We start from the raw sequence: 20,332 nt of genomic DNA, 5'->3' as shown, positions 1-20,332 counted from the left end.
CACGGCTTAATGATAATACAGTTTAGGGTTCATTAATTGGCTCCATATTATAGTACCAATCTATTAATAAACCTCTTGCTCTACTTCCCATTTAGTAATGGTCCCAGTATCTGCATCTATTTCAAAATCATATTCATAACCATTATAATGTATTTCACCTTCATACTCTAAACGGCCATTCTCATAATCACGATTGAATTCAGTTACATTTGCAACTGTTGCACCCGGCACACGTGCTAAGGCGCTTTGAACAGCCTCATCAGAACTAATTGCTTCTACAGATGAAACCGTAGCAGTCCCGATTACTACAATTGCAGCTAACACAAAACCTTTTATTAAATATTTCATATAATTCTCCCATCGCCAATAAGTACATTGATTTTTTTAGATATAATTAATATACTAATTGTAATCTATAAATAGAGATATAGCAAACTCAATATTTCATATAGATATTTTTTCTTAATCATGATAAAATACATCGTATCAAATAGAAAAAATTAAATGCAGTCTGCGAAGTGCGATTCGCAGGCTTTTATTTTTCCCATTTTAAGATAGGAGGATTGTATGACTCAAGAAAATTCTGCTAAGGTTTCCTTTATCTTGGTAGTATTCCTTGGCATGTTAACAGCTATTACACCGCTCGCAACAGATCTGTATTTACCGGCATTACCGATTATGCCTGGTGAATTAAATACAACAGCATCAAATATTCAAATGACCATTGGTATTATGACCTTTGGCGTTGCATTAGGCCAATTATTTGGTGGTCCTATTAGTGACACAATGGGGCGTAAGGTACCACTTATTATAGGCAATTTACTATGTGTTATTTCTGGCCTTATATGTGCCTATGCACCGAGTATCGAAATACTTTTACTAGGAAGATTTCTACAAGGTTTAACCGGATCTGTAGGCGTTGTAATTGCCAAAGCCATCGCTCGAGACTTTGCATCTGGTCAAGAACTGACTAAACTTTTTGCTATGCTCATGATGGTTAACGGACTCGCACCAGTCCTTGCACCTTTAGTAGGCGGTCAACTACTACTTCTTACCACATGGCGCGTTATCTTTATAATCTTAGCCGTATTCTCTGCTATTCTATTGCTAGGTTCTCTTCTTTTCCGTGAAAGCTTACCAAAGGAAAAACGCGTTACTGGCGGCCTTGCTACGGCTATAAATAACTACTTTACACTGATCAAAGATAAACGTTTCCTGGGACAATCTTTAATTCAATTCTTTGCTTTCGGCGCTTTCTTTGCCTATATCTCAGGTTCATCCTTTGTATACCAAAATATTTTCCAACTTTCAGCCCAGAAATTTAGTTATCTTTTTGGTATCAATAGTTGCGGCATTATCTTGGCCAGTGCCATTAGCGGACGAGTAAGTAATGTCGTAACATCTCGTCAAATACTTACATTCAGTCTATGGGAACTGACTATCGGCTCCTTACTATTCTTAGTAGCCATGATTTTTGAATGGTCTCTCATTCCTGTAACAACAATTCTATTCTTTACGGTGTGCACAGTTTCCTTATTCGGTTCCGCCTCCTTCTCTATGGCTATGACTAACTATGGAAAAATGGCAGGCAGTGCCTCTGCCATACTAGGCTTTGCAAGCATGTTTGCAGCAGGTATTGTATCACCATTAGTTGGTATAGGTGGGGATCATACGGGTATACCAATGGGGATTACAATGCTAGTATGTGCAGCGCTTTCCTTATTGTGCTTGTATGGTTTAGTAGAAAAAGAATAATTTATTTTATACGTTTCTGTAAGCCCCACAATGGGGCCCAACTACAACAGAATAATTTTAGTATATAAATAAGATACCCCTTTCCTTGCTCAGTACGGCGCTACGCTTCGTAAAATCGCTTCGGAAAGGGGTATCTTATTTATATTAACACTACCTGTAGAGGCGTCCCATTGTGGGGCTATACAGCTTAAATTAAAATCTGCTAATTCTTTTTTACAAATACACTATGCACAATAAAGGAAAGCACCTGTCCAACTGATTGTAGGAAAAAGAGATGTGGCATAGCCACATCTCCTTACATCTATCCATATCTGCACTAGTTATATTTTCAATGGGACATCTTCATAACAGGTGTACATAGAAAAGAACACAGCCCTCTCTGCAGCGATTTTACGAAGCGTAGCGCCGTACTGAGCCAAGAGAGGGCTGTGTTTTTTCTATACTAGTGTTATGTAGTTGTCACGGGGCCCCATTGAAAATATAACAGAGCATTCTTATTCAAACATTGTCGATAGTAATAGTTTTAGTCGATTTGCTTGGTTTACTGCACTGGATCCTGGATCGTAGTCGATGGCAGCAATGCGCACGTCTGGGTAGGCAGCGGATAGTGTTTTAACCATGCCTTTACCTGTTACGTGGTTTGGTAAACAGCCGAATGGTTGCAAGCATACGATTTGTTTGGCTCCTTTTTCGATGAGGTCAATCATATCGCCTGTGAGGAACCATCCTTCACCGCATTGGTTACCAAGACCGATGAATTGAGCTGCTTCTTTTGCTACTTCTGTCATACGTTGTAGAGGGTCAAAGTTTTTAGACGCCGCTACTGCTTTAGCGTATGGCAAGCGGTAGAGTTCAAGGGCTTCACGAGCCAATGTACCAAAGAAGCCAGATAGCCATGTACCATCAAGGTGTTTAGCACGGTATGTGCTGTCCATTGCACAGTACAAGAAGAAGTCTAATAAACCAGATGTAACGACTTCGCCACCTTCTTTTTCAATGAGTTCATTGATATGGTTGTTAGCACTTGGGTGGAATTTAACGTAAATCTCCCCTACAACGCCAACGCGAGGTTTTTGTACATCTTTATTGACCGGCAAGTTATCAAAGTCATGAATGATTTCTTTGATGTACTTATTATACTGACGAAGGCTGGCAGATGTAATGTTTTCACGTAATTTTTTAATCCAGTAATCACATAATGCATCTGTAGAGCCCGGGTTAGTTTCGTAAGGACGTGTAGCCAATACGCATTGCATGAGGGCATCACCGTAAACAACGGCTTGAATCATGCGATGCAAGAAACCTTTTGTCAATTTGAAGCCTGGTTGACGTTCCATATCGCTTGCATTAAGAGATAGAATTGGCACTTGTTTCATACCAGCGTCAATCAATGCTTTACGCAAATAGCCAATATAGTTTGTAGCACGGCAACCACCACCTGTTTGAGAGATGATAACAGCTGTTTTATCGATATCGTATTTACCAGATAATAGTGCAGACATGAGCTGACCAACAACGATAATCGCTGGGTAACATGCATCATTATTGATATATTTTAAGCCCACTTCAATATCATCACGCGTTGGTGCTGGCAACATTTCAAAGTTATAGCCTTCATTTTTGAGGACTGGATCTAAGAGGCTAAAATGCAATGGTGACATTTGTGGCACCAAGATTTTATAGGTCTTACGCATTTCCTCTGTGAACACCACGCGATTATAATCGTAGGTTGGCAATTGTTCTTCCACCACTTCTGGTGCTTCTGGGTTGTGATGACGACGCAAGCTACGTTCCATTACAGATTGCAAGGAACGCAAACGAATCGTTACAGCCCCAAGGTTTGTACCTTCGTCAATTTTGAGTAAGGTATGAATCTTATGGTTTGCTGAAAGTATATCTTTTACTTGATCCGCTACGATAGAATCGAGACCACAACCGAAGGAATTAAGTTCAACGATTTGGAAGCCTTCTGTTCTACTTACGAATTCAGCAGCGCGATATAAACGGCTATGGTAGGACCATTGGTCTACAACACGTAAATGCTTAATTTCATTGCCTAGTGGAGCAACACCATCTTCTGTAAGAACAGCCATACCAAGAGAAGTAATAAGCTCTGGAATACCGTGGTTAATACCGGAGTCCAAATGATATGGACGACCAGCTAATACGATAGTAGGAATTTGTTCTGCTACGAGGCGAGATACTGTTTTCTTTGTCGTTTCACGGTAAGAAGCCTTACAATTTTCTTGTTCTTCCCACGCTTTTTCAACAGCGTTAGCAATATCTTTCTTCTTGAGATTCAAGAAGTCCAATGCTTTCACAAGAGCAGGAACAAGAGATTTCTTATCAGCTAATGGCAAGAATGGTGCGTGGAATGGAGTATCCCCCAGAACCTCCTGCATGTTGTTTTTGATAAGTTCTGGATAGGAAATAACCATTGGACAATGGTAATTATTGTCGCGGCTAAATTCCTTAGGACCATGTTGAATACAAGGGTACCAAACAAAGTCTACTTGTGCATTCGCAAGGTCACGAATATGACCATGTACCGCTTTTGCTGGGTAGCAAGCTGTATCAGATGGAATCGTATCAATAGCCTTGTTGTATTGTTCCTTTGTAGTGTAATCGGAAAGGATTACTTCATAGCCAAGTGTATTAAAGAATGTAAACCAGAATGGGAAATCCTCATACATATTGAGGACGCGAGGAATCCCTACGCGCATTTTACCTTCGAACTCTGGAATATTTTTCTTCAAATAATAGTCGAAGTAACGACGCAATTTAACGTCTACTAAGTTAGGAACTGCTTTGCGTTCCTCTTGAATCATACCGCCCGCACCGCGGTCACAACGGTTACCCGTTACGTAGGTACGACCATCAGAGAAAGCATTGATGGTAAGCATACAGTTATTGGAGCAAAGTCCGCAATTACGCATTGTCGTAGATACTTGTAAGGAGTTAAGACCATTACTATCGAGCAAAGTGCTTTTTTCCTTTTGTAACTCTTCTGCCGTTTCAGCTGCAAGAAGGGCCATACCATAAGCACCCATCAATCCAGATACGTCAGGACGAATTACTTCTACGCCCATCAATTTCTCGAAGGCACGCAATACGGATTCATTGTAAAATGTACCGCCTTGTACAACGATATGATCACCCAATTCTTTAGGATCTTTTACCTTAAGAACCTTATAAAGGGCATTTTTAATAACAGAGTAAGCAAGACCTGCCGCGATATCTTGTACCGTAGCACCTTCTTTTTGAGCCTGCTTAACCTTAGAGTTCATAAATACAGTACAACGAGAACCCAAGTCGATTGGCAAGGATGCCAATAAACCTTCCTTCGCGAATTGATCGATTGGAATGCGTAGACCGGATGCGAATGTATCGATGAAGGAGCCGCAACCAGAGGAGCACGCTTCGTTCAATACGATATCTTCGATATAGCCATCGCGAACCTTACAGCATTTCATATCTTGACCGCCGATGTCCAAGATAAAGGATACATCAGGGCAGAAGTAACGAGCTGCACGATAGTGAGCCATTGTTTCTACTTCACCAATATCGATGCCAAGGGCGCGTTTAAGGAACGCTTCGCCGTAACCAGTTACACCAGAATGCGCAATATACGCGCCTTTTGGTAACAGTTCATAAATCTTCTCGATCATTTCACGAGATTTTTCTAATGGTTTACCATGGTTAGGACCATAGTGAGAGAAGATAATTTCCTTATTGCTATTGATGAGAACTACCTTAAGAGTGGTAGAACCAGCATCAATACCAAGGTAACAAGGACCTTGCGCATCTTCAATATTCGCTTTTGGCGTTACTGCCTTAGCGTGACGAGCGCGGAATTCTTCTAATTCTTGTTCATTTTTAAATAGAGGTTCTACACGATCTGTAGCCTCCATAGGAATACCGATGAGGGCACCAATTTCCTTTGTTAATTGACCAACCGTAATCTCACGACAGTCTTCTTTCATCAAAGCCGCCCCTAAAGCGATGAACAATTCACCATTCTCAGGGATAATGCGATGCGCTTCATCTAGTTCTAAGGTATCGCAGAAGCATTGGCGCAATTCAGACAAGAATGTCAATGGACCGCCAAGGAACGCTACATTACCTTCAATTTTATGACCGCATGCAAGGCCAGCAATTGTTTGATTTACAATCGCTTGGAATACGGATTTTGCAATATTTTCATGAGATGCGCCTTGGTTTAACAAAGCTTGTACGTCTGTTTTAGCAAATACGCCACAGCGTGCTGCAATCGGATAAATCGTATCAGCATTCATGGCCAATTGGTTAAGACCAGATGCATCAGTTTGCAATAAAGTCGCCATTTGGTCGATGAAAGCACCTGTACCACCTGCACAAGAACCATTCATACGGTGTTCTGCCGTTTGACCTAAATAGGTTACCTTCGCATCTTCACCACCAAGTTCGATGATAACATCAGTTTCTGGATACAACGCTTTTACAGCACGTGTTTCAGCAATAACCTCTTGCACGAATGGAATGCGTACCTTTTCAGCCATCGCCATACCACCAGAACCGGTAATACATACATGAACTTGATCATTTTCATGGCCCACTTGAGCCTCTTGGAGCAAGGTATATACGGTGTCCAAAATGTTTGCATAATGGCGTATGTACTTTTTATACAAATAATTATCGTGTTCGTCTAATAGTACAACTTTAACAGTTGTAGAGCCCACGTCAATACCCATGCGTAGCATGTGTTGCATAAATACCTCTCTTTTCAAAAAACGTATGACCACACAAGATCATACTCATATTGTGAAAGTAGTACATTGAGCTTGAATCTAAAATAAAATGCACCAAACATCTAATTAAACTTAGATAAGGATAGGCTTTCACAAAAACATCTAATTTTTTAAATATCCTATACATATTATACAACAAATGTAGATAAAATCTATGTTTTTCTATATTCCAATGAGTTATATGGAATATGACTAAACTTGAATAATACCTCTACATCGAGATAGGATGTAAAATTTATTATATCATTCTAAGATGAAAAAAAGTGTACCTAACAGCACATAACTTAAGCAATAAATAGGTAAATATTATTTCTATTTCTATTTCAGTTAACAAGAATAAGGGAATACAAAAAGAGGCTTCCATGAAATCATTGAAGCCTCTTGTATTTGTATTGTTCATTATATACTTTTGAGTTTTATTATTCACTCTATATAGGTTACAAAACCTTTTTATATAATCCGATAAGATCATCATGGTTAGCTGGGTATGGATTAAATCTATAACACATATCCTCTAGTGCTCTATCTGCCATGAGGTTAAGTTTTGGTTCAGATGTAGCCTTATCTACACCAAATTCAGTCAGTGTCATTGGACATTCTAAAGTTCGTTGTAGTTTTACAATCGCCTCTAGTAATGCACCTATTTTATCTCCATCGGATGCTTTATGCGATGCAAAGCCCAACTTAGCAGATAGATGGGCATATTTCTTGGCCACCTCTTGGTTACGAGAGCAATTAAATCCAATTACATAAAGCAAAAGCATACTGTTAGCTAGACCATGAGGCACATGAAATTGTCCTCCCAACTGATGAGCCATGGCATGAACTATACCTAATCCGGCCTTGTTGAAGGATAGACCTGCTAAACATGAAGCCTCATGCATAGACATTCTATCTTGCTCTGTAGCTGTTGGCTTATGACATCTTGGTAAGTAAGTAAAGACTAGCTCAATCGCCTGTTGTGCCAACGCATCAGTAAAATTATTTGCAGCCGTTGCTACATAGGCTTCCAATGCGTGAACTAGCACATCCATACCACTGAATGCAGTAACACTTGGTGGAGATGTTTTTACAAATAATGGCGTTAATAATGCTTCATCTGGTAATACCGCATCATCCACAAGAGGATACTTAATTTGTGTTTCACTATCTGTAAGAACAGCAAACGAGGTTACTTCTGATCCAGTTCCACTAGTAGTAGGCACGGCAATAAAGGATTTGATATCCATCTGCTTTAATTTACGACCAAAATAAGCTATCCCTTTGCTCATATCAATGCAAGAGCCACCACCTATGGCAATGATTACAGTTGGTTTAATGCCTTCCATAAATTCAATGCCTTTTACTACATGAGTTATGGGTGGATCAGGTACCACATCAGTATAGATAGTCACCTTATTTTTACTATCCATTAATCCCATCACATACGTAAGGCTCGGAGAATCTTTTAAAAATGGATCACATATGATAAGGATGGATTCATTATTAAATTCTGTAAGACGATTCAACGAATCTGGTCCCGCATAAATTTGAGTTGGAAAAGACCATTTATTCATATGCTCACCACCTATCGAATATTAAATCCTGTTGTTAAGCAACATCTACGACGTCGCGCAAAGCAACGCGCTGATGTAGTAGATTCTCCAGTAGGTGTAGCAATTGTAAAGGTTGTCGTACCCTCACCACTAAATCCAAGCCCCGCATAGGACGGACCATTCTTAACAAAAATAGATGTTTTCATTTTGCGAGCCATACGGTTTAGGCGTTCCATATTTAAAGAATGCATTGTGGCCGTATGATGTAAGCCTGCTTCTAACATCAAGCATACATCAAGACCTTCGTCAAAGCTATCTACTGTAACAACAGGTAAAATAGGCATTAACATCTCAATAACTGCAAAGGGATGATTTTTTGGAGCCCGCATGATAATTAACCGTGGATCACCATTGTACGGAATATGTGCTGCATCAAGAATAACGCTTGCATTTTTACCAACAAATTTTTTATTTGGTGTCCCATTCGGTAACACTGTTAAATCGACTAGGCGTTGAATATCCTGTTGATTTTCAACGAGAACACACCCTGCTTTTATCATTTCTTCAACTAGCTGTGGCTCGATTTGGCGCATGGCTACAACGCTCTTTTCAGCGATACACAGAATATTATTATCTAGACTAGCGCCGAGAACAATATCTTGAGCAGCCTTTTTAATATCTGCCGTTTCATCTACAAAGGCCGGTGGATTGCCTGCACCAGCACCGATAACCTTTTTACCACTTTGAAGCGCTTGTTTTACTACGCCAGGACCTCCAGTAACAACTAATAGGCTCACATCTGGATGTAGCATCATCTCTTGAGCAGACTCAATAGATGGCTCTCGAAGTGTAACAATAAGGTTTTCAATGCCAATCGATTTGGCGATGATTTGATTAAGTTCACTAACTAGCAACCGACTAAGATGCTTAGCACCAGGATGAACGCTAAAGAATACAGCATTCCCTGCGGCTAGCATACCTATTGTATTACATATTAATGTTTCCGCTGGATTCGTACTTGGCGTAACAGCACCAATAACACCATAAGCAGACAATTCGTATAATGTCATACCATTATCGCCTGTTTCACACTCTGTAACGAGATCTTCTACGCCCGGTGTTTTATCGAGTGTTAGATTTAATTTTAGTACTTTATCCGCAACGCGACCCATCCCCGTTTCATCAACGGTTTTCTGAGCCAACTCTTGCACTCGTGGACGCATGGCAGCACGGATGTCTGCTATTACCTTTTCACGGGTTGCCAAGGTGCAATCTTCAAAGCGCGCTTGCGCTGCTTTTGCAGCTTGAATTGCTTCATCAACCGTATCAAACACACCTGGCTCAACTTGACCTCTAGGCGCTTGTTTAATAGGTTGTGATGAGGCCATTTCTTGCTTTTGCCCCTGTAATATATCTATAACCATGGAGCGGATCATTTCTTTCAACTGTGTATTGTTTTCCATCATGAACCTCCATATAGGTTGCATTGCTGATGCAATGACCATGTCAACTAACGGTGTCCACAATCAAGGATACATTCATGATGTGACACAATAACTAGGTTTAACTCTGGCACCAGCTATTTCCTATACAATTATTTTTCAAAACTATCAATAATACCCACAATAGCACAATCTACTGCGGTGCCTTTATCATCTTCGAAAATATGCCGTGCCGATGAGCCTCGAGTTAGAAGCACATATTCACCTTCACCAGCACATACTGTATCGACGGCGATTTCTATGCGCCCCGTCAACTCTTGTTCTCCATCGAGAATATCTACCATCATCAGTTTCATTCCCTTTAGAGATTCATGCTTTTGAGTAGATACGATACTACCCACAACTTTACCGACTTGCATACTTCTCGTTCCCTTCAATTATTGTGATACCTAAGCGCTCGATTTCATCTCGAGCAGCCATGGTGAACCGTTGTCCCCTATATATGACGATAATAGACTGACTTTCACAAGATCTAACAAAAGAGGCCGTTATCCACGCTTGATGACTGGCATATATAGGACGACCAAATTTATCTAGAAATTTGATAGGCCAATCTAGAATGACTGATGGATTCATCAACGAGGTTACAGGAACTGCTAGGTGTATCGTCACCTCACAGTCATACGCTAATGCACGATGTAAATAGGCAACCCAAGGCACCAATGTATCGCACATTAACTCTCGTATATGACCATAATCTATACCAGCGAAAGAAATGAGTTGGTTCTGCAACAATATATGCTCATCATAGCTATTGCACTCTGTGACCATAAAAGTAGCAGTGGATGTCATGCGCTTTTCTAGGCGTTCTAGCACCAGTTTAACTAATGCATCCATATTAATACTCACTTCCCATGGCAATCCCTAAGGGCGTTACAAACTCTGGATATAATGGCTTATCTACGGGTAATCCTATATATTGACTGAAAGTCTTTGTGAACTCCTCAAAATTAGAGGCACCGCCCACAACAACAATAGGAGTCCCCTTTTCATAGCCGCCCTCTTGTAACGCACGCTTAGAAATAGCTGCCATTTTCTCTACAACCGGCCGTATGGTTGCATATACATCGCGTTTATTAGCTTCATTGCGCTTATAGGCCTCCGCTTCAGGGATGGAAATCCCATAGGCTCCGCTAATAACAAGGTTCATATGGGTGCCTCCTGTAGGCTCATCTACGGTATATACAACTCGGCCATCTTTTAAAATGCTTATGCCCGTAGTACCACCACCGACGTCGATAACAGCGCCATCGGTGATGCCTAGCACATTAGCAGCAGCGGTAGGTTCGTCTAGAATGCAGGTCACTTCAAAACCGGCACTTTCAAGAACATGACCTACTACCTCTTTATTCTTGCCTATCGTTCCAGGTGGAACAGCTGCTGCGGCATATACAAGTTCTGTACCTAAGGCTGCTTCCGCCTTAGCCTTTAGCTCTCGCGTAATCGTAACAGCTCCCACATAGTCAACTACAAGGCCATCTCGAATAGATTCGTTGTATTCAAAAGCACCATATATAGGTTTACCTTTATCGTTTACTACGGATAGGACAATAGATGATGTACCAAGGTCGATGCCTACGCGCAAATTCTTTTGATTATGAGAGCTCACTTGTTTGGACTCTACAAGATCAAAGAACTCTTGCAAGGTATTATTTGCCTTTTTCAAACCTTTCATCATATCACCTACTTTACTGTATAATTCTCGCCATCACTGTACCTTGTACATTGGCAGCATTTGCCTCATCTGTATCAATATGGAGCTCTAGAACAAAACCGGGTACGGCCCGAACGATGACATCACCAAATACAGTGGTGCGCTCTGGCGTTTGAAGTTCAACATTAACGCTATCGCCATCGTTTACAGAAAGTCGTTTTGCATCATCAGGTGACATATGGATATGTCGTTTTGCAACGATGCAAATAGGTTTTGTAATTTCCCCATTTTCAGTACATAGAGTAATCTCTGCGGCTGATTCTAAATGACCAGATAGCACAATAGGAGGTTTTATACCCAATGTACGAGCATCGGTCAAAGATACCTCTACTTGTGACTGTTTTCTAAGAGGACCTAGTACGCGGACATTTTGAATGACTCCTTTAGGCCCCACTAAAGTAACTGTTTGTTCTGAAGCAAACTCTCCAGTTTGTTTTAAGTCACTTTTCTTAGTAATAGCCTGGTTAGGGAATAATATATCCCAGTCCTCCTGACATAGATGGACATGTCTATTGCTCACACCTACGGGAATGGACGATTCGAACATGGCTTCGATCACTTCTCGTACGATAGCACGAATCTGTTCCCGATCCATAAGCTATTATCCTTTCTTAGGTAAGATCAATTCCACATCGCTATGAGGGCGTGGAATTACATGAGTAGATACTACTTCACCTACTTTTTGTGCTGCTGCACAGCCTGCATCAACAGCCGCTTTTACAGCACCTACATCACCGCGAACCATTACTGTTACAAGACCAGAACCGATTTTTTCAGTACCTTCTAATGTAACGTTAGCTGCTTTTACCATTGCGTCAGCCGCTTCAATTGCGCCTACTAAACCTTTTGTTTCTACCATGCCTAATGCGTTATTCATGATAATCTCCTTTATTATTTACTACTTTATTTCTTTTTAGGGTTTTTCTTTGGTGTTATTTTCTTTGTACCTGTGGACTTAGAACTTTTCGGTTCTATGATCGTGGATACTATCTCATCTAACACCTCAACAACCTTTTCATCTAATTGGGGTTTCTCTATTTCATCAGCTACCTTAGCCGGCTTATCTGTAAAATCATCATTAAAGGATTCTACTAAGCCTTCTGCAGGTCGAGGAATTACTTTGTGAGCTACATACAAGTTCATACCTTTTGTAATCGCCACACCTGTTTGAACAGCTGCTTCAACAGCTCCCACATCACCAGCAACCTTTACGGTCATCCAGCCAAGTCCTCTCGCCTTTTCTATTCCTATGAGCCGTACATTTGCAGCTTTAACCATTGCATCTGATGCGGTGATAGCCCCCAGCAAACCAGCTACTTCTAGTAACCCTAGTGAATCTTTCACCATGCCACCTCCCGACGTTTATTCATTAGATGATGTAAGCATTACCTTTGTTTTTAGGTCTTTCTCCCATAGTTTCTAGTAACGCTAACCCCACATCACGTGCTGCTTTTACAGCTTGTTTAACAGCGCCAGAGTCACCAGAAATTAGTAAAACAACTTCATTTGACATATCTGAGCTCGATGGAGACTGATAATCTACCACATCTACATTAGCTGATTTAACTGCTGTATCTGCCATAACTACACCTATTGCTGCTGGGGCACCTACTAATAACCCAAAGGCTTTACCTTCTGGTGTCCCAAAAGCAGTGACTAAGGCTTCTCCTGCACGCGCTGTATATTGCACCTCCACATGGCCTGCGTCATTCATATATACTTCGCCAAAGGTGCGTTCTAATTCACGTAATGCTACTTCCACAGAACGTCTTACATCGGATACGTCATCGCCACCAAATATGATAAGGGAACCAGAACCAGCGCCACCTTTCATATCACGGGCCAGTTCAATGCTAACAATCTCTGTATTCGTTGCTTTTACAGCTTCATCAGCGGCCATAATTTGCGGCCCTGCACCTGTACGTGAACCTAAGATACCGATGGATCGATATGACTTAGTGAGCTTCATAGCTTCCAATACTTGACTATCAACATTGGCAATTACGAGACCAATTGTATCGCCTGTTGTAGTGCTACCTACGTGTTCAGTAATCATAGAAGTTTGTAGTTGACTTACAGCAGGTGAACTTACAGGTGCCGAAGCACATGATGCATTACTAGTCGCGCCTGAAGTTTTGCTTAAATCAGCACTATCGATACGCATCAATACGCGCTTTAAAATCTCATCTACCATACTATTAGTATCGGCCATAATTATTCACCCTTTGTTGGTAAAATACCTTCTACATCTTTATGTGGTCTTGGAATTACATGAGTAGAGATAACAATACCTACCCGTTCTGCAGCAGCTGCACCTGCGTCTACAGCAGCTTTTACAGCACCTACATCACCGCGAACCATAACAGTAACGAGACCAGAGCCAATTTTTTCATTCCCTACGAGTTCTACATTAGCTGCTTTAAGCATTGCATCTGCTGCTTCAATAGCGCCTACTAGGCCCTTAGTTTCCACCATACCTAATGCTTCTTGTGTCATCTGTTTTCTCTCCTTTTACAAAACATAGAGCAAAGATTACAAATTTATTTTTCTAATAGTTCCACCATAGTACCTATATTCATAAAGGCAAAGTGCGCTGTTTTAAGTAGTTGTACCATGAGTACAGCACCAGTACCTTCACCTAACGCCATTTGTCCATGGATTGGAACTTCATCAAGACGAATATTTGCATAAGCCAATGCTGCGGCCATCCCTACCTCGCGAGAATAATGAGATGGGATACCATATAATGGAGCGTCTCCATTCATTTGAGTAGCACAAGCCATGGCAACGGCTGTAATATATCCATCGATTACAAATGGGATATGTAAGTCTGTACAAGCTACCATAGCACCTGTAATAGCGGCTATATCAAAGCCACCTACGCGGCTAATTACCTCTTTAGGACTATTTAAGTGTCCCTTATGATGAGATAGTGCAGTACGTACAAACTCTCTTTTTTGATTCATGTACGCCTCTTCATCAGGGCCAGATCCAGGACCTACAGTTATCCGTGGGTCTAGTTTTGTAAGACCACTTAGGACAGCTGCTGAAGTAGTCGTATTACCAACACCCATTTCGCCAAAGGAAAATAGATTGATACCCGATTCTGCATAGTAAACAACTCGGTTATATCCAGCTTGGTATGCTAGGTCAAACTCTTCAGCACTCATAGCGGCACCATCTAATATATTCTTTGTGCCTTGAGCTACCTTTCGATTGACTCCAATACCTTGTGGGCACGCAATGCCTACATCTACCACTTCATAAGGAATATGGTTAAAGATACAGTAATTAGCAACTGCACTTTTACCATCAATCATATTCTGAGACTGTTTACGAGTAATCTCATAGTTATAACCGATTAGGCCATCTACGGAAATACCATTATCTGCAGAAAAGATAATATGCTGAGCCTGAATCTCAGGTTTCATATCTTGCCAAGCGAGACACATTTTTTTGAAATATCGTTCCCATAGACCCAAGCTTTTTGGAATGATCGCCTTATTTAAAATAAATTGATTAAGTTGTTCTTCAAACACTTTGTCCATGGAAAAACCTTCTTTCAACTAACCGTATATGTAGTTACATAATTGTTTTAACGACTCTTCGTCGTGAACTGATATTTCAAAAATATTAGTGGCTCCCGCTAGTTTAAGATTGCGCCGAGGCGCCTCAACATCTTTACCCGTATCCACCTTTGATACAACCCCTATAACCTCGCGATTTAAGGAGTTTCCAAAGTTTGGTGGGAATATGGTTGTTTCATCACCTGCAGGAATCATGAAAATCACTACATCCGCATCATAGGCGTGCAAGATAATGCCTCGATAGTAATTAGGATTCTCCATATATTCCCCAGGTGTATCGATGAAGTTTCCCACTCTCGTTATGGCTTGTGTCTTATGATACGTAGCCGAGCCATGAGTAATCGTATCTGCTAATGTAGTCTTACCACAACCGCTACGACCTACTAGAAGGATGCGTTTTTCTTTCTTTTCGGTGCTCATAATTACCCTTTCATTAGGATCTTGTTAAATCCGTTGGAAAGAATCCTAATATGCGTTGCAGACCTTCAATTACGCTGCGCAAAGCAGATTCAACAGCAGATACATCACCAGTTATGAGAAGTGCCCCCGAAAATCTATCGATGAAACCGATTTCGATATCACCAGATTTACTTGCAATATCGGCTGCAATAATGGTCCCTTCGCCAGGTGTTATGGTAAGAATTCCAATGGCATTGCGTCCTTTTTCCTCAAGCCCCATTTTTCTAAATAGATCTGGCTTAGGATTGGCAATAACATGAGCTATTGTAACCTGCTTTCCGGGTACAAACTCTTGAATGATGCGCTGTTTTGCATCAATTACCTCTTGAAAGGCCATATAATCTCCTCCTAATGTAATATGTATTCTTTAAACTATACTGACATGTTATAGTTTGTCGTTGTTTTATATACTCTAGCTATAGTTAAGGTGCCACTAATTGGAAGAACAACACAGCTAAACCTGCCCCAATCAACGGGCCAATAAATGGTACCCATGCATATTGCCAGTTCGCAGTTCCCTTATTAGGAATCGGTAGTAAGAAATATGCTAACCGTGGACCAAAGTCACGGGCTGGATTTAATGCATATCCAGTAGTTGCACCAAAGGACATACCAATGGATGCTACCAAAATACCGATGACCATAGGTGCTAAACCATCGGCCATTTTTCCTAAGCAGAGAATCGCTAGCATAAACATAAATGTTGCTATAATCTCAGATATCAAATTGAAAGGTTTATTATCGATTGCTGGACCTGTTGCAAAAATCCCTACACAGTTTCCTTCGTCAGGACCGGTTACTTTAAAGTGTGGATAATAGAACAATGCAGCAATGGCAGCACCTGTAAAACCACCTGCAATTTGAGCTATGGACATTGGAATGACTTGATCCCAAGGGAATATACCTGCTACAGCAAGAGCAAAGGTAACGGCAGGGTTCAAATGCCCCGGGCCACCAAGTGTAATCCCTACATATACACCAAAGGCTACGGCAAATGCCCATCCGAAGATAATGTGTAGCCAGTTAGTACCAAAAATACTAACAATGGTTTTCTTTAACAAGATAGATGCATTGGTAGTATTACCAAATGCAATTAAAACGGCAGTACCAACAAACTCACTAATATACATTTGCGTTACGTCCATTGTTTTCACCTCATTGAGTTAACAGAGATTGTAATGCATGAGATGCAATGTCCATATCCTGTGCCACGGTACCACCGCTAATGCCAAGTCCACCAATCATTTTTCCATTAATCATGATTGGATATCCGCCACCAAAGGTGCAAATTTTACGGTTTACCATGGATTCTATGTTGAATAGATCGCCATCAGGCTGTGCGCTTGGATGTATTTCATGAGTTGCTGATTTAAGCGCCACTGCGGTGTACGCCTTTGCCTGTGCGATGTCGTTACTGATGAGCAATGCATCTGACATACGTTGGAAATACATTAATACACCGTTTGCATCTACTATAGATACAACGATAGGTACGCCTATGGACTGAGCGTAGTCCATTGCCGCTTGTGAAAGCTTCGTCATAATATGTTCTAACTCTGTTCCAGTCGTCATATCATAAACTCCATTTTCAGCAGTATGCTCTATATTACCTATGCCTTGCGTCTTTTCTGTTCGTATTTCCGCAGGACTAGTTACTACGCGTTCTGCAACGCGTTCTACAATTGTTTCTACAAATTGTATGTAGTCTTCCATGCGAGCCATGATATACAGAGCATCAGATAGTCGATTAATAAATTTACGAACCTCATCGCGAATTGGTTCTACCTCACCTAAACTAATAAGCAACCGTTCACCGCGACGACAGATTGTACGAGCCACATGTAGCTCTGCAGCAGATAGATAATTTCCGCTTAATATAAAGCTATGTTGCTGTGGCAATCGCTTTGTATAGTCATCGATCAAACGTTCCAAATCGCTAATATCTTGTTGTGAAATCAAATTGCTACTTTCACTAAGATTTTCTACACGAGGCGTTGCTACCTCCGCACATAAGCGGAAGAGCTGATGTTGTAATGTGTGAAGCACATGTTTATTGTCTGGTGAGACGACTAATTTCTCACATACACTAACCTGTGCATTTAATTCATCAAAGGTTCCATATGTGTCCACACGAAGTGAATTTTTAGGTACCCGTGTGCCATCAAAAAGGGCTGTTGTACCTGCATCACCGGTTTTCGTATAAATAGCCATATGCACCACCTCTCAAATTCGTTGTGTTTAAAAGGCCACTTCCAATCGTTCATCAGAAACGAAAGGATTTCCTTTTACAAGGCGAGCTGCATTGACACCTAAGGTGCGTAAGCTATCTGGATATTGACTGTAACCACTTAGTCGGTAGATAAATTGATGAGCTGGTATGTTTTTATAGGTCAACACAATCGCCTCATCATCAACGCCTATCCCAACAGATAAAGCCGAATTACGAGATGCTAGGTCGGCCAATGTCATATGCGTACCACTATGGGACTCAATGACAACAGGTAGACCTTCCTCTTCAATTCCATATAGAACGGGTTTTAGTATATCCTCACTGATATGCTCTGTAGCATACAGCAATATGGTTGGCTTACTGACGATACTTTGATCCATCATAGGCCTCCCTTCTGTGCATAGGATAATACCAATCCTGTTGCTACCGCATTTCGTGCCCCTTCAACGCCTCGAATATTGCCTCGCCCCGCTACTAATGCATATTGTGAAAGTGCATCGGTTACGAGTTGAGGAATTTCAAAGTCTAACGCAGAACCACCTACGATAACTACGAATGGTATATCTCGCACATTATGAGTAGGACTCACAGATGCCAAAGCACGGAGTGAATTTGTGACAAACACCCGTTTCTTTGCGGTTTGACGAACACGCTTAATCTTTTCTAGAGGGATATCTCGCTCTACAGGAACGAGGCCATCTGGCGTTACGATAACAACGCGTCCAAACAATGCTGCCGGAAGTGGTTCATTAAAGAACTGCACCGTTCCATCTTCGTGACGAATGTGATATACACTGAGTACTTGAGCCAATGGGTCTCGTTTGATGGCTTCTGCAATATGCATATCCTCTAAACCAAGTTCAGAATTGATGAGCATAGTTACCATATTTCCTGCCCCTGCAAGATGAATGGCTTTAATTTTTCCTTCTTGGTTAATGATGGATGCATCAGTTGAGCCAGCCCCTAAATCGAGTATGGCCATTGGTTTTGCTGTCCCTGGCGTTGTCAATGCGCCTAAGATAGCTGATTCAGCCTCTTCACCACCGATTTCAACTGGTACGCCTAGCTCTTTTTCAACCTGCTTTGCAATGATTTCCATTTGTAGATGATCTGACTTAACCATGGAGGCAATACCTACGGCTTGTTCCATAGAGAACTCACCTGCAAGGCCGCCCTTTACATTGATCGGAACAGCTACATCTACGGCTAGCAAGTCTTGGATGAATACATCTTGAGGTGATTTATTCGTCAATTGAGCCATTGTAAGGCGAACCTTTTCAAGCATGCCACCTACGTTCGTACCTGCTTCACCACTAATATCATCGATAGGATGAACCGATTCGAGGGTTTCCATAATCCTCTCTGCCCCAGCAGATACATCGACGGATACAGTTCGGTCATTCCCCATAACAATGATGGATCCTGCCGGTATTACCCGCTCCTTAACATCCCCTGCTGGTGTTTTGATGACTACAGCTGATCGATTTCCGATAAGAGCTCTAGCGATAGGCACAATATTCTTTGTTTCCTCTGGTGAAAGCTCAAATACAGTGGCGATTCCATAAGGATTCGATAATTGTGATACCACTTGCCCCGGGTCTACAACCTCTACCGCAGAAAGCATACCCATTGGGATTTTATCGATATACGCAACCTCGTCTACGATAGGAATTTTATGATCCAATCGATTGTTAACGAGTACGCCGTCATCGGCTTGAAGGATAGCAGCTCGAATATCATAACCTCGCTTACAGTACGCATTAATTAGCTGTGCTACCAATTCGAAATCGATAATCTTTGGAGCTACCACGATGTATGGCTGACCTTGTGGCTTATCAATCAGTTGCTCAATGGGAACTGTATAGCCTACGCCAAGGCCTAAACCACCTGGAGTTTTAGGATTGTGACCAATCATGGTAGATTCTGTAATTATGGTTTCTGTAATCGTTTCCATAGCCACATCACCAATAACTGGTGTAGCCTCATTAATACGAACTAAGTCAATGTCTCGTAGTGTAAGATTAGCAGACCTGATTAGCGACTTGAGGGCATCCATGAGACCTACGATATTTTCGCGTGTTCCTTTAATACCTGTGGTACTAGCGATTGCAGAAGATAAGAACTTTACCTCGCCATTGCTATGAATTTCGGCCAAGGCCGCTTCTGTTGTAGAGTTTCCGATATCGATGCCAACAATTCGTTTCATAATGACATCTCCTATAGGTTAATTATCACCTTTAAGTTTTTTACGACGTTCGTAATTTTCTGCAGCTTCTCGTACAAAGTTTGCACAAATTGGAGCCCCTAAACCATCAAGTTCGCTAGCAATATCTAACAGTTCTTGTTTAGAAGAACGATATGGACGAAGTGCATTGTACATTTCAAGTAAACGTTTATCACTTACCTTCGTCATTTCTGCGGCGCGAGAGAAGTTGAGTTCAATTTGATCTCGGCCCCCAGCCTTAGCAATTTGACCTTGAGCTTTCAAAATGGATGGAGAAATTTTTAAATCGTCCATTGTGATATGTCCGGCCATTACGTTATCCATCGTAATATGGCTTAAGTCTCGCCCTTGACCAAGATCAATCCATTCTGGATGTTTTTTAGCAATCGGATAATCTTCGATTGTAACTACTCTATCTACTGTATTCGTTGTAGATGGTGTATGAGGCGCTGAATACTGTGTTGTACTACCTTTCGCCCCTTCTATTTCAGATACGATCTGCCGAATTAAGGCTTCTAATTCGTTAGCCATAGTAAACC

21 protein-coding genes are annotated in these 20,332 nt (G+C 41.3%); 1 reads left to right on the top strand and 20 read right to left on the bottom strand.

What is annotated here, in order from left to right:
• Positions 1-63: 63 nt before the first annotated feature.
• Positions 64-348, bottom strand: coding sequence for a PepSY domain-containing protein (locus tag O3607_RS05310; RefSeq protein WP_303884342.1), 285 nt, complete (start codon positions 346-348; stop codon positions 64-66).
• Between the two features lie 219 nt (positions 349-567).
• Between O3607_RS05310 and O3607_RS05305 the strand changes: the two genes are divergently transcribed.
• Complete coding sequence (locus O3607_RS05305) at positions 568-1,755, top strand: multidrug effflux MFS transporter (protein WP_371443489.1); 1,188 nt, start codon at positions 568-570, stop codon at positions 1,753-1,755.
• A gap of 494 nt (positions 1,756-2,249) precedes the next feature.
• On the opposite strand, the gene O3607_RS05300 is transcribed toward O3607_RS05305, so the two are convergent.
• The 19 genes from O3607_RS05300 to O3607_RS05210 form a co-directional block, all read right to left on the bottom strand.
• Complete coding sequence (locus O3607_RS05300; RefSeq protein ID WP_371443488.1) at positions 2,250-6,503, bottom strand: acyl-CoA dehydratase activase-related protein; 4,254 nt, start codon at positions 6,501-6,503, stop codon at positions 2,250-2,252.
• Positions 6,504-6,979: 476 nt separating this feature from the next.
• Entirely contained in the window at positions 6,980-8,098 is a 1,119-nt protein-coding gene (locus tag O3607_RS05295) for a 1-propanol dehydrogenase PduQ (RefSeq protein WP_295203504.1), read from the bottom strand.
• A gap of 11 nt (positions 8,099-8,109) precedes the next feature.
• A complete protein-coding gene (locus tag O3607_RS05290; protein WP_295215785.1) occupies positions 8,110-9,543 on the bottom strand; it encodes an aldehyde dehydrogenase family protein in 1,434 nt (477 codons plus the stop codon).
• A 128-nt stretch (positions 9,544-9,671) separates the two neighbouring features.
• Entirely contained in the window at positions 9,672-9,938 is a 267-nt protein-coding gene (locus O3607_RS05285) for a EutN/CcmL family microcompartment protein (RefSeq protein ID WP_024066335.1), read from the bottom strand.
• Entirely contained in the window at positions 9,925-10,416 is a 492-nt protein-coding gene (gene pduM / locus O3607_RS05280) for a PduM family microcompartment protein (RefSeq protein ID WP_195186445.1), read from the bottom strand. Before pduM ends, O3607_RS05285 begins: the two co-directional genes overlap by 14 nt.
• A 1-nt stretch (position 10,417) precedes the next feature.
• Positions 10,418-11,257 carry an ethanolamine utilization protein EutJ gene (gene eutJ / locus O3607_RS05275; RefSeq protein ID WP_213467261.1) on the bottom strand — a complete coding sequence of 280 codons (840 nt, stop codon included), beginning with the start codon at positions 11,255-11,257 and terminating at the stop codon, positions 10,418-10,420.
• A 10-nt stretch (positions 11,258-11,267) separates the two neighbouring features.
• Positions 11,268-11,888 (bottom strand): phosphate propanoyltransferase, encoded by a 621-nt coding sequence (gene pduL, locus O3607_RS05270; protein WP_371443487.1) that lies wholly within the window; start codon positions 11,886-11,888, stop codon positions 11,268-11,270.
• A 6-nt stretch (positions 11,889-11,894) separates the two neighbouring features.
• On the bottom strand, positions 11,895-12,170 hold the full coding sequence (pduA, locus tag O3607_RS05265) for a propanediol utilization microcompartment protein PduA (RefSeq protein WP_005385294.1): 276 nt from the start codon (positions 12,168-12,170) through the stop codon (positions 11,895-11,897).
• Between the two features lie 26 nt (positions 12,171-12,196).
• Positions 12,197-12,640: a BMC domain-containing protein gene (locus tag O3607_RS05260; protein WP_371443486.1), complete on the bottom strand. Its 444-nt coding sequence runs from the start codon at positions 12,638-12,640 to the stop codon at positions 12,197-12,199.
• A 22-nt stretch (positions 12,641-12,662) separates the two neighbouring features.
• Positions 12,663-13,505 (bottom strand): propanediol utilization microcompartment protein PduB, encoded by an 843-nt coding sequence (gene pduB, locus O3607_RS05255; protein WP_060924419.1) that lies wholly within the window; start codon positions 13,503-13,505, stop codon positions 12,663-12,665.
• A 2-nt stretch (positions 13,506-13,507) separates the two neighbouring features.
• Positions 13,508-13,789: a propanediol utilization microcompartment protein PduA gene (gene pduA, locus O3607_RS05250; RefSeq protein WP_005385289.1), complete on the bottom strand. Its 282-nt coding sequence runs from the start codon at positions 13,787-13,789 to the stop codon at positions 13,508-13,510.
• Between the two features lie 44 nt (positions 13,790-13,833).
• On the bottom strand, positions 13,834-14,841 hold the full coding sequence (locus O3607_RS05245; RefSeq protein WP_129823409.1) for a nicotinate-nucleotide--dimethylbenzimidazole phosphoribosyltransferase: 1,008 nt from the start codon (positions 14,839-14,841) through the stop codon (positions 13,834-13,836).
• A gap of 18 nt (positions 14,842-14,859) precedes the next feature.
• Positions 14,860-15,300: a EutP/PduV family microcompartment system protein gene (locus O3607_RS05240; protein WP_129823408.1), complete on the bottom strand. Its 441-nt coding sequence runs from the start codon at positions 15,298-15,300 to the stop codon at positions 14,860-14,862.
• Positions 15,301-15,313: 13 nt separating this feature from the next.
• The gene (gene eutS, locus O3607_RS05235; protein ID WP_038117203.1) at positions 15,314-15,676 is read right to left on the bottom strand and encodes an ethanolamine utilization microcompartment protein EutS; all 363 of its coding nucleotides are present in this window, start codon (positions 15,674-15,676) and stop codon (positions 15,314-15,316) included.
• An 85-nt stretch (positions 15,677-15,761) separates the two neighbouring features.
• Positions 15,762-16,484, bottom strand: coding sequence for an MIP/aquaporin family protein (locus tag O3607_RS05230; RefSeq protein WP_105089788.1), 723 nt, complete (start codon positions 16,482-16,484; stop codon positions 15,762-15,764).
• Between the two features lie 10 nt (positions 16,485-16,494).
• On the bottom strand, positions 16,495-17,550 hold the full coding sequence (locus O3607_RS05225) for a cob(I)yrinic acid a,c-diamide adenosyltransferase (RefSeq protein WP_371443485.1): 1,056 nt from the start codon (positions 17,548-17,550) through the stop codon (positions 16,495-16,497).
• A 27-nt stretch (positions 17,551-17,577) separates the two neighbouring features.
• On the bottom strand, positions 17,578-17,952 hold the full coding sequence (locus tag O3607_RS05220) for a glycerol dehydratase reactivase beta/small subunit family protein (protein WP_156719212.1): 375 nt from the start codon (positions 17,950-17,952) through the stop codon (positions 17,578-17,580).
• The gene (locus O3607_RS05215) at positions 17,949-19,775 is read right to left on the bottom strand and encodes a diol dehydratase reactivase subunit alpha (RefSeq protein ID WP_314361311.1); all 1,827 of its coding nucleotides are present in this window, start codon (positions 19,773-19,775) and stop codon (positions 17,949-17,951) included. The genes O3607_RS05220 and O3607_RS05215 overlap by 4 nt, the downstream gene beginning before the upstream one ends.
• 18 nt (positions 19,776-19,793) lie before the next feature.
• Positions 19,794-20,324 (bottom strand): diol dehydratase small subunit, encoded by a 531-nt coding sequence (locus O3607_RS05210; protein ID WP_105089792.1) that lies wholly within the window; start codon positions 20,322-20,324, stop codon positions 19,794-19,796.
• Positions 20,325-20,332: the final 8 nt, after the last annotated feature.

The organism is Veillonella sp. 20925_1_51 (assembly GCF_041431445.1).
Classification (GTDB): domain Bacteria; phylum Bacillota; class Negativicutes; order Veillonellales; family Veillonellaceae; genus Veillonella; species Veillonella nakazawae.
Note: the sequence above shows the minus strand (reverse complement) of the source record. Positions and strands in the feature narration are given on the sequence as shown.